General features: G+C 58.9%; 10 protein-coding genes and 1 pseudogene. 1 reads left to right on the top strand and 10 read right to left on the bottom strand.

Annotated features, from left to right (window positions below):
* Window positions 1-24: 24 nt before the first annotated feature.
* From CJEDD_RS11910 to CJEDD_RS11865, 10 genes and pseudogenes are all read right to left on the bottom strand, one after another.
* On the bottom strand, window positions 25-2,364 hold the full coding sequence (locus tag CJEDD_RS11910) for a LamG-like jellyroll fold domain-containing protein (RefSeq protein WP_052333842.1): 2,340 nt from the start codon (window positions 2,362-2,364) through the stop codon (window positions 25-27).
* A 251-nt stretch (window positions 2,365-2,615) separates the two neighbouring features.
* Window positions 2,616-4,352, bottom strand: a complete 1,737-nt coding sequence (locus CJEDD_RS11905; RefSeq protein WP_042408777.1) for an RNA-binding domain-containing protein — start codon at window positions 4,350-4,352, stop codon at window positions 2,616-2,618.
* A gap of 166 nt (window positions 4,353-4,518) precedes the next feature.
* Entirely contained in the window at window positions 4,519-5,880 is a 1,362-nt protein-coding gene (locus CJEDD_RS11900) for an aromatic amino acid transport family protein (RefSeq protein WP_042408779.1), read from the bottom strand.
* A 195-nt stretch (window positions 5,881-6,075) separates the two neighbouring features.
* Entirely contained in the window at window positions 6,076-6,462 is a 387-nt protein-coding gene (locus tag CJEDD_RS11895) for a hypothetical protein (RefSeq protein ID WP_232297749.1), read from the bottom strand.
* A gap of 232 nt (window positions 6,463-6,694) precedes the next feature.
* On the bottom strand, window positions 6,695-7,462 hold the full coding sequence (locus CJEDD_RS11890; RefSeq protein WP_042408781.1) for an ATP-binding protein: 768 nt from the start codon (window positions 7,460-7,462) through the stop codon (window positions 6,695-6,697).
* Window positions 7,459-9,102 (bottom strand): IS21 family transposase, encoded by a 1,644-nt coding sequence (gene istA / locus CJEDD_RS11885; RefSeq protein ID WP_273657537.1) that lies wholly within the window; start codon window positions 9,100-9,102, stop codon window positions 7,459-7,461. The genes CJEDD_RS11890 and istA overlap by 4 nt, the downstream gene beginning before the upstream one ends.
* Before the next feature lie 146 nt (window positions 9,103-9,248).
* A pseudogene (locus CJEDD_RS11880) lies at window positions 9,249-10,190 on the bottom strand (integrase core domain-containing protein); the annotation flags it as partial.
* Between the two features lie 99 nt (window positions 10,191-10,289).
* Window positions 10,290-11,144 (bottom strand): ABC transporter ATP-binding protein, encoded by an 855-nt coding sequence (locus CJEDD_RS11875; RefSeq protein WP_042406185.1) that lies wholly within the window; start codon window positions 11,142-11,144, stop codon window positions 10,290-10,292.
* The gene (locus CJEDD_RS11870; RefSeq protein WP_042406187.1) at window positions 11,141-12,199 is read right to left on the bottom strand and encodes a FecCD family ABC transporter permease; all 1,059 of its coding nucleotides are present in this window, start codon (window positions 12,197-12,199) and stop codon (window positions 11,141-11,143) included. Before CJEDD_RS11870 ends, CJEDD_RS11875 begins: the two co-directional genes overlap by 4 nt.
* Window positions 12,200-12,246: 47 nt before the next feature.
* Window positions 12,247-13,272, bottom strand: coding sequence for a FecCD family ABC transporter permease (locus tag CJEDD_RS11865; RefSeq protein ID WP_042406189.1), 1,026 nt, complete (start codon window positions 13,270-13,272; stop codon window positions 12,247-12,249).
* 901 nt (window positions 13,273-14,173) lie between these two features.
* Here CJEDD_RS11865 and CJEDD_RS11860 point away from each other — a divergent pair.
* Window positions 14,174-15,157 (top strand): ABC transporter substrate-binding protein, encoded by a 984-nt coding sequence (locus tag CJEDD_RS11860; protein WP_042406191.1) that lies wholly within the window; start codon window positions 14,174-14,176, stop codon window positions 15,155-15,157.
* Window positions 15,158-15,213: the final 56 nt, after the last annotated feature.

The following is a 15,213-nucleotide window of genomic DNA, read 5'->3' as shown; positions in this document are numbered from 1 at the left end:
GATCATGGCCGCACGCCAAAACCGCTAGATCGGTAGGTACTGGCGAACCTGATCGAGCAGCCACTGGACGGCACCGTTGAGCCCCGCCAACATGGCCAGTAGCAGACCAAGCGCTCCCACTGCAGCACCACCGGCGAAAAGACCGATGCTGCTGCCGACGTTGGACGAGCCGTCCTTTGCGGGCTCGGCAATAACTGTCGTCGCCGCCGGTACCGGTGTAGCCGTGACGGTGGTCGGAACGGCCACCGTGGTCGGAACGGCCACCGTGGTCGGGACGGCAACCGTGGTAGGAACGGCCACCGTGGTAGGAACGGCCACTGTGGTCGGGACGGCCACCGTGGTGGTTGCCGGAGCCGGAGTGGATGGCTGAGCAGAGCTCGAGGTAGGAGTCGGTGCCGGGGCCGTGCCGCGCGCGGTCAGCCACTGGTCCGGGCCAATCGGGTGATCCACGATGCGGATCTCGCCAATATTGCCGAACCAACCGTCGACCTTGTCGTTGTCCCAAGCGGACGTGCCCAGCAGCCACCTGTCGTCGTTCCCGCCCATACCCACGGGCCCGTAACCGTCGCGAAGGATGGGGGAGCCGTCGACGTACATGGTTACCGACTTATCCGCCGGATCGTTGACCACCGCAACGTGCATCCACGTGCCCTTCGGCACCTCGTGGGTCCAGTTGGAGAAGCCCCTGCCGTTCTCGCCATAGGAGTACCAGCGCAATTCGCGCAGGCTGGATACGCCGAGCATCTGGATCGGGTCACCGTCCTCGTCCTCCGGGTGGGTGATGGTGCCGGAGGCATCGCGGATCAACGCGTTCGACCACTTGTTGTTGTCGGCGTTCCAATCCTCGTCGAGTTTGAGGAAGGCCTCCATGGTGTAGCCCTTTTCAAACGTCATGGAGTTGATATCGGCGCCCGTTGCAGTCTCGAACCATGCGGTGGAGTGCTTGTACTTCGGGTCGGACCAACGCAGGGAGCCACGGTCGGACGAAAGCGGGTGCTTGTCGGTGGTGAAGGTCACGGCGTCTGCACCGGCCCCGATGCGGTGACGTACACGGGTCATATCGTCACCATTGGCTACGTCGGGGACGATGGCGCCGGCGGGGGCGGGAGCTCCGTCGTTAAGCAGCTTGCCCTCGAATGTGGTCTGGCCCGGACGCCAGTGCACCGCGGTGCCCTCGACGAACGCGTAGTCCTGCTCGTTCTTCGGCTTGTCCTTCTCGGTGACCTGGTATGGGGTGTAGCCGTCGGTGATCGTCTTCTTCAGCACCTCGGCGTAGTTCGGATCGTTCGCGTCACCAGCCTTGAACGCCGGCGCGAAGTTCTTGAAACGATCGGCGAAGTTGATGTCGATGACGTAGGAGTCGCCCTTGCCCTCGAGGAGAAGGTGATCGAACGAGGTCAGCTGCTCGTGCTTCTTCGACTTCACCCACGGCGAATAAGCAGTCATCTCCAGCTGATTGTTGGTCAGGTCGAACTGGAGCTGGCCCATCAGGCCGTTGCCACCCAGGTACGCCATTTGGTAGTCCTGAAGGATGTTGATGACGTCGTGACCTGCATCGTTCTTCTTCACGTGGTAGCCGGCCCCATGGTGGTGGCCCGCGATAGTGAGGAAGATCTGGTCGTTCTTCCGGATGAGCTTGTCCCAGAGATGCTCGCCGTACTCCTCGGTGAAGTACGTGGAACCGTCACCGTTGATACCAGTAATCTCGTGCGAGGTCAGAATGACAGGCAACTCGGGGTGCTTGTCGATGACCTGCTGCGCCCAGTCGAGCGTCTCATCATTTGCCCGGAAACCGAGCGCCAGCACCAGGTACTTTTGACCTTCAGCTTCAAAAATGTGGTACTCGGAGTCGACCGTTTGGCCCGGGAAGGAGTACTTGTCGCCCCTGCCGGTGGAGTAGATGTCGGTGGAGGAGGTGCGACCCATGAACGTGGAGTTCTTTTTCGCGCGCTCCTCCGGGAAGTACTCGGTGAAGGCGGATTTGCCGTCGAACATGGTCAGGTCGTGATTGCCCGGCAGCACGGAGTAGTTCACTCCGGCGTCCTCGAGTGTCTTCATCGCACGGTCCGCGATGTCCCAGCTGGCGCGGTCTTCAGGCTCGTCCACAACGTCACCGAGATGGGTGACAAATTGCGTGCCCAGCTTCTTGTGGTTTTCGGCCAGGAATTCAGTCTGCGCGTCGTACGGGTTGGTGCCGTAGCGGTCGCCGAAGATATCGCCGGCGGCCTCGGTGCCGTAGCGGGAGTAGAACTGCGTGTCCGGCATGACACTGAGGGTGAAGCGGGAGGCGAGATCCTCCGCGTTGGCGACAGGAACTGGGGTGAGCAGGGCGAGGGCGGTGATTGCGGCGACGTGCTTGCGCATGGCGGTCCTTCGTTTCAGAGGGGAAGTAGACAGCTCGAAACGTAGCGCCCTCAGGTTTCGCTGCGGTGAAATTCAGGTGAAACTTATGCTTATCGACGTTCAGCTCCGCCCCGCCGCCGTTTCCCGCTATTTCACCAGGGAATTCTTTTTGGTCCCGTTTTTCGACCCCGAAAGATATAGGAAAGATATAGCGGGCCGGTTTTTACTATTTTACCTGGTCAGCGAATTGTTCCGATATCTTTCTATATCTTTCACGCCCGGATCCAGCGGGTGCCGCGCCCACGCGGGGGACCTTCAGGGTCAATCTGTGCGCGACCAAGGCTGCGCAGGTGGCGGAGAATCCGCCCCGCCTCGGCGACGCTGACACCGGTTTGGTCTGCGATATCGGCGGACCGGAGCGATTCGCCGTCGAGAAGCTTTGCTTCTATCCACTCTTGGATACTCACGGTCGCCAGGTCGCCTGCCTGCCCGCGGCCGAGCAGCTTTCGCGCCTCGCCGCTGAGCGTCCACTCGCTCGCGTCCGCTACAGAGTCGAGTATTCCAAGCTCAACGAGCACACCCATAAGCTCTTCCACCTCAAGGGCAGTGAGTTGCGTTTTGCGGGCTGCAGTTGCGGCAGTGATCAAAGAAGCGGAATTGAGGTGCCAAAGCACAATCAGTGTTGCGACGCTACCGATGACCGGTTCGCCGTAACGCTCCGAGAGCTTCCTAAGCCCCTTTATGAAGGTCGTGTCGGGCTGCTGCGCGGCCAGGACCACTTGAACATAGGACTCGGTAGCAAAAACCTCAGGAACGTTTCGCCCCGTGCGGATCATCGTGGCCCACATGCGGTCGAAGCCGCGCGAGCTTTCCTCCGCCAGACCGAGCGTCCGCATCGCCGCCATGAGCCGGTTGTTCCTCGGAACAGATGTGGTGGTCAGCAGCTTATCCACCGACACTCCCGGCGGCAGGGGACCGGGCGAGGTGATCTTTAGCGTGCGGTAGGTCTGCTCGACCACAACCGGGCCGGGCAGCCGCCAATCGCGGTGAATGAACGCGTTGGAAACCACCTCGTCTACAGCCTGCTCAGGGAAGCGGCTAATAGCGATCTCTTCACCGCCGTCAAACTGCACCCGTTCGATCTCCCTGTCCCCGTTTTCCGCAATCAGGCGCCGCAGGCGGGGCAACGCCAGCAAAACTGGATCCGAAATCAGCGTGGCCTTCGGGTCTTCCCCCGGGATACTGCGCCACAGGTGCCGGACTACAACGTCTGTGGGGTCAGGATCGGCGAGGAGAATCTCAGCCGCCCGCTTGAGCTGGCCGTCATCGCGCACCAGGCCAAGTTCGCGCAGCAGCCCGGTCGTTGTTTGCGGAACCGCGGTCTCAGAACCGCGCGCCCTTCTGTGCTCGCGGAGCATCCTCCGCGCCTCTTCAATCACAGCTAGCGGCAGATCGTCCACGGAAATGTCCGCGGGACCATTCGAATAATCGGGATTGCGCCGAGCCTCGTCGATCGAGCGGCGCATTTCCTCAGTCATCGGCTGGCAGGAGAACTGGGCATCTGCCGTGCGACGTTTCGCAGCACCGTCACCCCGGGTGTAGAGCGCCCGCGCCTCCGGCACATGGATAACCAGAAGCCTCACTCCCCACGCTCGTACTGGCGTGATCTGCACATTCATGTTTGGCTTCGTGCCGTTGAATATCTTCTGAGCGAGTTTTTCCTCGTCCATCTGCGTACCGGTGAACGCGGCCTCGCCCGTGGCTTTATCCGCCACCCCTACAACAATGTGGCCGGTTGCAACTTCACTATTTGCCATGCAGATGGCTTCATTCAGCAGCTTCTCGACGAGCTTCGCTTTCGCCCCGTTCTCCCCCTCCCGAACAGCCGGATCCTCCTTGAACTCCAAGATGAGAGACTCCTGCGAGTCCGCCGTCGCCCCACCATGAATCGCCTCGAGAGCATCTCGGACGTGCGGTGCTAGTTCACCCCAGGCAGATTCCGTAATCATGCCAGCGATTGTACATTTCCCCAGGGAATTCTTTTTGGACCCATTTTCCGGCTCTGAAAGATATAGAAAAGATATAGCGCGGTGAATATACGCCGAAACCTACTGTTCCTGCTGGTCAGAGAATTGTTCCGATATCTTTCTATATCTTTTCGGGCGCGGAAAAGCCCTACCCAACGATGATGTTGCGCACCGCCACACCCATAATCACCAGGCCCACGACAAACACGAAGATGGTGTCGGGGCGGCAGGCGTAGTGCTTGAACGCGGTGGCCTTGTTAAACAGCAGCACCGGCATGATGTAGACCAAAAACGCCACGAACACGCCGCCGACCACGGAGATCATGTCCAGGATCGACGGGTTCAACACAGCGACAATCACTGCGGTGACGAACACGAAGATGTTGACTGTGAGGCGAAGCGTGGACGTCGATACGCGAGCCGCGAAGTTCGGCGCCACCGACCGCAACAAGTACGCAGTGCCCTCCTCCGTGCCGAGCAGGTGCCCGAAGTAGGAGGTGATGATCGCCGCGATAGCGATGATCGGGCTGATCCACGCCATAAACGGCGCGTCCGTCTGATTGGCCAAGTACGACAACACCGGCACGTTCTGCTCGCGCGCGGCGTCCATGCCGTCGGCGCCCAGGGATAGGGCGCACGACCACACGAAGAACATGGTGAAGGTGACCAGCATCGCGGCGGTGATCATCTCCACCTTGGACACCTCACGCTCCGTGGCGGCGACGTCGCCGTCCGTCTTCTTTTGCACATCCAGCGCGAACTGGCTCAGCGCCGCCATGTGGCTGAAGGAAAACACCAGCACCGGAAGGATCAGCAGTAGGCCCTGCCACACCGAATAGGAAGATTCGTAGGCGCGGAAGCTGGCGAAGTCCCAGCTCGGGATCAGGTAGAACGACACCGCCGCCAGGGCGATGATCAGCGGATACACCAGCGCGTTGGCCAGCCACAGGGTGAGTTTCTTACCAAAGGCGTACGCGCCCGTCATCAACCCCGCCGAAGCCGTGGCCAGCACCCACCGGCTCACCTCCGGGCCGCCGAGCTGGTTCACAATGAAACTGTCCAGCGTGTTGGTGATGGAGATGGCGTAAATCAGCACCGTGGGGTAGATGCCCAGCCAGTACACCAGCGCCGAGGCGAAGCCCCGCTTGCGGCCGGTCAGCGCAGTGATCACCTGCAGCACGTCCAACCCCTTCACCGGGGACGCGGAGACGATGCGCGCGTAGGTGCGGTGGGAGAAAAACACCATCGGGCCGATCAAAAGCGTCGCGATCACCAACGGCGAAAACCCGAAACTGCCTGCGTTGATGGGCAGAAACAGGATGCCCGCGCCCACGCCGGTGCCGAACAGCGTGATCACCCAGCGCATGAACGAGCCGTCGGGTTCGTCACCCTCGCGCTGCTCCTTGATCTGCTCGATGTCGGCGTCCGAGAGGTTCTCCCGGTCGAACTCTTGGCGCGAGAGCTTGAGGTGCTCGTCGCTGTGTTGCTCAGGTAGCTGGGCGTTAGTCATGGTGATCTAGATTACTCGTGGTGCCTTTGGGGCCGGTGTTTTGCATTCGCTTATCGACGACCCTCCGGTTGTGCCCACCCTCACCCAACATCCAGTTGTTAGCCAGGTTTTGTTATGTCCATAGGGTTTTTGGACATGGAGTCCGGTCTCTTTTTGGACACGGACTCCATGGTGTTCTTGGACACTTCTAGCGGCTCATGGTTGTAGCCTGCGTTTCGGCCGGGGTTTGGATAGGTTCGGGTTCATCTGCGGTGGTCGGCGATGTTTCATTCCTTCGACGAGGTTGATGTTGACCTGACCACCTGCTGGTCTGTGGCTTAACGTGATCGGCAGTGGCACGCTGAAGAGGAATTCACCATCGTGGGCCGTGTAGAACTCCGCAATGTTATCGACTGTGACCGTGGAGTAGAGTCTGCGATTTTTAAACCTCAGGCCAATGTAGAGACCGAAGCCGCACACGCGTACAACGCCATCTTTGCTCACACAGAGCTGGTCTGGGATGCCCCAATAGTTTGTTGAATTTGTCGTAGGCACCGTTAACGTAGGGGCATCGGTGGGAGGTACGCCTTGCTGAGCTGCCATGTCATCTGTGCTGGCCTCGTGTGAAGTTGCCGCTTCCGCGGGGCCGTTTAGCATGTCGGATGCAGCTTGTGGATTGTGCGCCTGGTTATAGGCAACTACGCGGGCCCAGATCTGATCAGGATCGAGTGGATGCGTAGGCTGTTTAGAAGATCGGAATGGTAGCGGTGTGGTGAGTTTGTGGTAGCGCCTGAGTGGGGATCCGGTAGCGGTCCCTGCTCAGGCGTTTTGTGTGTTACTGGTTAGTTTCCAGTCTCATGTTTGGTCCTTCGAGGGTGATGATTTCGGCGCCGGCGATGAGTCGGTTGAGGATGGACTCGGCGATGACGGCATCCGGGATGGATCTGTACCAGTCTTGCGGGGTGAACTGTGAGGTCACGATTGTTGATCGGTTGCCTTCTCGTTCGGAGAGAATGTTGAAGAGCAGGTGTGCGGTGGTGGCATCGACTGGGGTGGTGAGGAAGTCGTCGAGGACTAACACGTCGACGCTGATCAACTCGCGGATGAGTTTGAGCCGGGCTGGGTCGTCGAGCGGCATCACTGCGAAGTGCGCGGCAAGCATGTCGGTGCGGTAGAACCTGGCGGAGTAGTCGTTGCGGCATGCTGCGGTGATCAGTGCTTGGGCGCGGTAGGTCTTGCCGACTGAGGATTTGCCCAAGATGACAATGTTTTGGCCCAGGTGGCACCATTGTCCGTGAGCGAGTCGGCTGACTTGTTCTGGGTTGATGTTGCGGTCAGGTGCGTAGACAACGTCTTCGAGGCAGGCATCGGGGTTTGGCGATCGTGATGCCTTGAGCAGTTTGTTGATGCGGCGTTCGCGTCTGGCCGCGACTTCTTTGTCGAGTGCGTAGAGCACCTTTTGTGAGAAGGTCCACGTGTCGAAGGCTGGGTCGTTGGCGATGTCGATGACGCTTTTGCCGAAGGCTGTCATGCGCATTGCTGTGAAGTCCGCGAGGACGGATTCGTCGAGGAAGCGCTCCTGCGGCGGGGTCGGTGGGGTCATGGCGTTGTGGTTCCTTTCTTGATGAGGTTGTCCAGGCTGAACTGTGCTGCGCCACCGAGGTAGGCGCCGCTGGTGTCGCGTGTGGCAGCGGCGGGTGCGTGGGCCGGATGCCCAGGTGTGGCCGGTGCCGGTTGGTCGAAGCCGTGTGGTCGGGTTGCGGCTTCTTTGCGTACGGCGGCCATCATGTTTTTGACCGCGGTGTAGGACACCGCCCGGCGGGTCCCGTCGCAGGAGAGCAGACGCTTACATGCTTCTTCCAGCACGGGCTTGTTGGCGTGTTTGCCCATTGACAGCACGTTCCTGCACGATTGGTACGCCTGGGCCGGGATTGCTTTCGCCGCGATCATTTCCTCGATGACGGTGCGTGTCGCCGGGCCGATTTTTTGGGCTTCGCGCAGGAAGTAATCGCTCGTCCACAGGCCCTGGGTGTTATCCATGCTCGCCGGGATGTGATCGGCATCGGTGACATACGCCCCGCGGGTGTGGGAAAGCGTGTGGGTTGTAACGGCACGGCCACCATCGAAGACCGTGAGCACTTGCCCGGTGATGCGCACATCGACAGTGCGGCCAACGAGCTGGTGCGGCACGGAGTACCGCACGCTGGCTACGGTGATGTGGAAATCTGGGGCGATCTTGGCGCGTTTCCACTCGGTGCGCTGCCACGGGGTGTCGGGAAGTGCTGTCAAAAGGTGTCTTTCATGCGCATCGAAAATGTCTTTGCGGCTTGACTGCTGGTGACGAAACGGCACCGCCTGGTTGATCTGGTCAACCAACTGCTGAATTCGCGAGTTGAGTTCGTCAAGGTCGACGCACTGGTGACCATCGAGTGCGTGGATGACCTTGTGGGTGACGATCTTGACTGCGGCTTCGACATTGGCTTTGTCTTTCGGCCGTTTCGACCTCGTGGGCAGCGCTGCGGTGTTGTAATGCTCCAAAAACTGCTCGTAGGTGTCGTTGACCTTGCGGTTTCGATCCGCCGCGCTGATCGCGTTCGACGCAGTCGAGGCATTATCCGGCACCACAACCTCAGGCACGCCCCCGAAGTAGGCGAACGCGTGGTGGTGGGCATCAAGCCAGGAATGCTGGCGCTCATCCGGACATGCGAGGGCAAAAATCATCCCGGAATACGGCATTGAGGCGACAAACACGCTGAGCTTGACCCCCGGTGCGCCATAAGGGTCGAACAGGCGCATCTTGGCGCCTGCCCAATCCACCTGCATGGTGTGCCCCGGAGTGTGGGTGATGCGTGCGGTCAAACCGGCCGCATCGACATGGGACGCCACCAACTGGCGAAACCGGTCGTAGCTGTAATGGAGCTGGCCGGGTAAAGCAGGTGTGGTGGTGTAGCGAGCCCACAGCACTTGCAGTGTCTGCTTGTTACGCCCCGTGCGGGCTTTGACCACCGCATCGAAATCGATAGGGACGAACTCGCCCTGGCCTGTGCTGCGCCCATCGACGAATAACTCGTCGAGCTCATCATCCGTCAACGCCAAAACCTGGTCGACGGTGCGAATCCCGAGGGATCGAAGCACCTGGTTCGACCGGGAAATCGCGCGGTGCGAGCACCCGAGCTGTTGTTCAATCTGGCGGTACGAACGCTGCTGCACAAGCAGCTTCATCACCGCCCGGTAATCCGTCATCAGCGGACTCCTTCCGGTAACCGGCTGCACCCCTGTGGTGCAACCACCCGAAAGCATCACCCGCCACCGCCAACCCCGCTACCGGAAACCCACTGAACCGCTACCCGAAAGTCACCACACCGCTACCAACTAGCCGGTCGCAACATAGGCGACGGTGCCTTTGGGAAAGTATCGAAAGCCTGGCGTGGTGTGATGTGCATCTTGCCGACCAGCAGTGATTGGTGGCGTCGTCGCTCGTTGTAAACCTGGCGATATTCAGCAAGATATGTGTTGACCTCAGCAAGGCTGACTGGGTGGCGTGCATCGAGGAACTGGGTCAACGTACGGTGAGATCGCTCGTCTTTTCCCTGGGTTGTTGGGGCGAAACCTCCAATAGCAAGTACGCCTTCGCTGGCGAGCCAAGTTTCAGTAGCAGAGAGAAAACCCCGGTGGTAGGTGGCGAACGCATCGCCATTGTCAGAAAGGATTTCTTGAGGTTTGCCGTAGGCGGCGAACGCTGCGGCCAGCGCAGCGCGCGCATCAGTACCGTTTTCTGGTAGAGCGAATGCTGTGGTTCCGACATCAAATCTGCTGGCATCATCGATGATCTGGTAAATCGTCACGAGCGTGTGCGCATGGTCGAAGAGGCGATAGACCAGTCCATCGATCTGCCAGAGTTCCCCAACGAAATCGCGGGCGAAGCGCTTATAGGAACTCCGCGGCCGTTTGCGGGCATTGGCATCAACAAACCCCAGCTCTTGTAGCCACAAGGCGATGGTAGAACGCGACGGGGTCCGATCGGCACCGATAGAGTCGAACAAGAAGTAGTAGATCGACCAAGGCCCATAATCCAAGCCCTGCTCCATCAAATGTTGCCTGGCGTGGACAACTGCGATTTTGTCGGCCTTGTCAAATTTCTTAATCGGATTCTTCGGGGCAGTCGAATCAGGCACAATACCTGCGCGACCCTTCTGCGCTATCCGGTTTTTGATGTTGTGGTACGTCTGCCGCGAGATTCCTAATTCTTTGCAAAACTGTGTGACCGTCTTGCCGTCACGAACGGGATCGAAATCTGCGACCTTTCTACGCTTATGCAATGGAATAGCCATCCGGCTATTCCACCGCCGCAAACGTCCAAAAAGCCACTAGACATCCCGTCCAAAAACATCCTGGACTCCGTGTCCAAAAAGTCGCTAGACATCACATCCTTAGCTGAGGGAGGAACTAAACCCAGGGCGCTTCATTCTGAGTGGAACGATGAGCGGATCTCCAGTCTCCGGATCCTCGATCACCCGTGCCCGCAGATCAAAAGCCTGCTGCAGCAGCTCTGCGGTGATGATATCGGCGGGTGCGCCGGAAGCTATTACCTGGCCTTCCTTCATAACCACAAGGTAATCGGAGTAGCGCACCGCCAGGTTTAGATCGTGCAGCACCATTACTACGGTTCTTCCTAGTTTCTGACGCAGGCTATCGACAAGTTCGAGGATGTCCACGGAGGTAGCCAGGTCAAGGTAAGTGGTCGGCTCGTCTAGGAAGAGGATGTCGGTGTTTTGCGCTAGCACCATGGAGATCCACGCCCGCTGGCGCTGGCCTCCGGAAAGCTCATCCAACGTACGGCTCGCAAGATCTGCAGAACCGGTCTGGCTTAGAGCCGCGAAGACTGCTTCCTCGTCGGTAGAGGACCACTGCCGGAACCATGCTTGGTGCGGGTGCCGACCGCGGGCTACCAGATCGGAGACCAACAGGCCTTCAGGTGCCACGGGTGATTGGGGCAACACTGCCAGTTTTCGGGCGACGTCCTTGCGCTTGATGGCCGAGATATCTTGTCCATTTACATATACGGTCCCTGTATCGAGGTCGAGCAGTCCGGACATGGCACGCAGCAAGGTCGATTTACCGCACCCGTTGGGCCCCACGATAGTGGTGATTTTTCCCGCTGGGAACGTGGCGTTGAGATCGCGGATGATGGTGCGCTGGCCGTAGCCTACCGTGACCGAGGAAGCGACCACGCTACTGGTGGTATTCGGTTGGTCTGCGCTTGACTGAGGTATGGGGGAGGTCATGCGTCTGTGCTCCTAGTGCGTTGAACGAGTAGGTAAATGAGGAAGATACCGCCCAGCGCGGAGGTTACAATACCCACCGGAAGTTCCACCGGCAGAATAGTTTGGGTCACGATGTCCGCACCTAGTAACAGTACTGCGCCGGTAAGAGCCGACGCCGCAAGCGGGGGACTGGGTACGCCGCACATCCGAAGGGCTACTTGAGGCGCTACAAAGGCGATGAATCCGATGGGGCCGGCAGCGGAAACAGCTACCGCAGCTAGCGCTACGGCCAACGCCAGCATTGCCACCTGCACGCCGTTGACTCGCTGGCCCAGCGCTCGGGCTAGATCGGGTCCCAGAGTGGTGGCCAGCGTTTGGTGGGAGATCCAAGCCAGCAACGGGGCGCATACAATCACAAGGGCGACCATGGGGATGGTGGTATTCCACTCCGACTTGGCCAGGGACCCGGTGAGCCAGAACTGTGCCTGGCTGGCATCCCGCAGTTTCGCGCGGACCATGAGGAAATTGATGTAGGAACTTAGCAGCGCGGTAATGATGATGCCCACGAGTACGAGGCGGTAGGAATCCGCGTGGCGCCGCCAAGCCAACGCCCAGATAACCGTGGTGCTCAGTATCGCGCCCAGAAACGCGGCCAAGGGAATCCCAATTCCAGCGAGCCAGCCGGCGAAGCCACTGCCGCCACCGCCGAGCACGATGACCGTTACGGCCATGGCAGAGGCGCCCGTGGTGATGCCGAGGATATCGGGGCTGGCCAACGCGTTCCGGGTGACCGTCTGGGTTAGCGCTCCAGAAAGTCCCAGTGCGCAGCCGACCGCGATGGCTGTGGCTACTCGAGGCATGCGCCACTCGAGGACCACGAGTTTTTCCACGCGGGATCCTTCCCCATGAAAGATCACCTGTAGTACTCGGAGGACGGAAATAGGGTAGTCGCCCAGTCCGATGGAGAGTGCTCCTAAAAAGACAATGAGCGCTGTGGCGATAAGACACACCAGCACCACCCGCGGGCGCCAGAGAAAGGAGATTGGCCCAGCTCGGAATGGCACCCTGCCCGGCATCTGCCACGAAGTGCTTTGTTTATCCTGTACAGCCTTGTTATGTCGTATCACAGCGTCATCACCTTTTTCCGAGAGATTAAGGCGAGGAAGAACGGCGCGCCAACGAAGGCCAATACGATGCCCACTTGGAGCTCCCCGGGGCGGGCGATGAGGCGGCCCACTACGTCCGCACACAGCAACAGTGCCGCGCCGGCCAGTGCAGAGTAAGGCAAAATACACTTGTAATCTGGGCCTGTGAGAGCCCGGACAATGTGGGGCACTACCAGACCAATGAAGCCCAGCGGGCCCGCTGCAGCCGTGGCCGCCCCGGCCAGCAGTGCGATGATGCCCATGCCGCCAAGTCTTGCGGCCGCGGTGTTGATGCCGAGTCCTGCGGCCACGTCGTCGCCTAAGTTCAAGATGTTCAACTGTGGGCCGGTGGCAAACGCCAGGATCAGTCCCAGCACTATAAACGGCAGGATGCCTAGTGCAGTGTTCATATCCCGACCGGCAAGGGAACCGACGGTCCAAAAGCGCATTCGATCCAGGTTATTGTCATTGGTGAGAACGAATGCGCTGGTAATGGCGCTTAATACCGCCGACAGTGCGGCTCCGCCCAGTACTAAGGTCAAAGGGTCCACTGCTGCTTTGCCTGCGGAGGCTAGGCCGAAGACTAGTGCAGTGGCTGCGATCGCGCCGAGGAAGGCTACTACTGCGGTGGCCCACGGGGCGGTGATGCCAAACAGAGCGAAGCTGACCACAACGCTCAGGGCCGCGCCGGAGCTGACACCTAGGATTCCCGGATCTGCCAGGGGATTGCGGGTATGGCCCTGAATGAGAGCACCGGCCACTCCCAGTGCCGCCCCCACCATAATGGCCAGCAGGGTGCGCGGTAGCCGCAGCTCGGCTACTACGCGTTGATTGGTTGGAACTTCGTCTTGGGAGCCGCTCGCCCCTGGGAGATCCCGCAGCGCGGCCCACACATCCTCCGCAGGAATGGAACGGGCACCGTACAGCAAACTGCAGATCGTGCCGCCGAGGACCAGTAGGAACAGTACCCCTAGGCCCAGTAGGCGGGTAGTGCGCACACTCATAGCGTGGCCTCCAATCCCTGCAGTGGCCGCCAGCCCGCACCTAGCTGCAGGCGACCACATAACCGAGCCTGTTGGCCTGCCCACTGCTGCTTTCCGATGTCCGTGAAGTAGGCCCTAAAGAGTGCCCAGTAGGCGCTGGTGCTTCGGTAGTCTGGCCCGGACAAAACCATGAGGAGCTCCGAGTCCAGATCCAAGGGTGCTGTGACCCGATGGCCCAAGAAGGACGAGAGACGCTCATGACCGGTCATCTCTGCCATATCGATCACGATGGGAAATCCTAAGTTGTGGGGGCGGGAGAGGTGCGTAACGGTGAATTCGTCCCAGTGCGGTTGACAAAATTCCATATATCCCGACGTGCCCACAGGATCGTTCCTCCGCGATCGGGTACTTGCCACCTCTGGAAGGGGAGGGGAGCTTCGGCCGAGTTGTGGCTCAGACTTTTGCTGGGGGTGGTTGTCAATCATGGGAAAACATATTACCGACTTAAAGTAAGGTAAGCCTTCATTTACTTAAGGGGCGTTCAAAATAAGTTGCTGGAGATTAGGGATTGGCGTAAATGCGGCTACGCCGCTGGCGTCGGCATTCGGCATAACGACAGAATCGAGGGCGATACTCCGCGTATCGAAAAGACGATCCAGAACTTATCGTGACCGTGTCCTCGGACATTGATGAAAATGCATACAAGTAGCTGTCTGATATCGCCCCTGTTGTTGCGCGAAAGGGTGAAGGTATACCCCTTTAGATAGGTAATAACTATAGATCAATAACTAGAATAAACTATTGCAACGTGGCATAGGTAATGCTAACCTAACTTAAGAGTTACCTTCGGGTCTACCGAAAATTCTGATGAAAAGAAAAGAGCTGAAAGGTAGCTTGAGGAAACCGACTTTAAGGATAAAGGATGTCAGTAAAAAGAGGTGCGCGGTCATTCATTGCTGCCGCTATCTGTGCCGGATTAGTTCTGTCGGGCTGCGCGTCGAACGATTCAACCGATGAAGCGGCAACAACCTCCGAGGTTGCAGAAGGCGTGACCATTGAGCACGCACGGGGAACGGACACGTATCCGGTCAACCCGCAAAACGTGGTTGCCGTAGGAACGGCCGTTGATAACCTGCTGGAACTTGGAATTAAACCAGCTGCCGTTGTGCAGAATAGAATAGACAAGAACTCGCCTTGGCGCGAGGCCAAGCTCGATGGCGTCAAAGTGATCGATCAGACAGACTTCAAGACTCTGCCCCAGGAACAAATCGCGGCAATCGAACCCGACTTCATCGTTGGCGACTACTGGACAATTTCCGAGGCTCATTACAAGGAATTGTCTGCAATCGCACCGACTCTCGGCGGAATCTCCGATAAGGGTGAGGGAATTGGCTGGGAATCTCAGCTAGAAGCTTTGGGCAAGATCTTCAATAAGGAATCCGAAGCGAAGAAAGCCATTGAAGAGGATCAGAAGCGTTTCTCCGACGCAAAGGAAAAATTGCCTAACCTCTCCGGTAAAACCGGCGTTGTTTCCCAGTTCGCCCAAGGCTCCTTTGGCGCCGTTGCTGACCCTGAGGATCCGGGTGCTTCCTTCATCTACGATCTGGGCATGAAGTTCCCGGACAAGCTGACGGACGGATCCGTCCCAGCTAATAATGGCCGCGTCACGCTTTCCCCGGAAAATGTTTCCTACCTAGCCGCTGATTTCATGGTTATTTATAACCTCGACAGCTCAATCGAAGAGGTTGAAAATATTCCGGGATACAAAGATTTGCCACAGGTGAAAGCCGATGCGACTCTCGCTGGTGATTCAGCCGTCGTCGCCGGACTTAACAACCCGACGAGCTTGAGTCGAGCTTGGGTATTGGATAAGACGATGCCGACGCTGGAAAAGGTTGGAAAGTAGTCAAGGCCCGCACAACCCTGATACCTGCTAGAAGGGGCTCACTCCGTTGCAGCAGG

The sequence above is a fragment of the Corynebacterium jeddahense genome (assembly GCF_028609865.1).
Lineage (GTDB): Bacteria > Actinomycetota > Actinomycetes > Mycobacteriales > Mycobacteriaceae > Corynebacterium > Corynebacterium jeddahense.
This window is presented reverse-complemented; position numbering and strand designations above follow the sequence as displayed.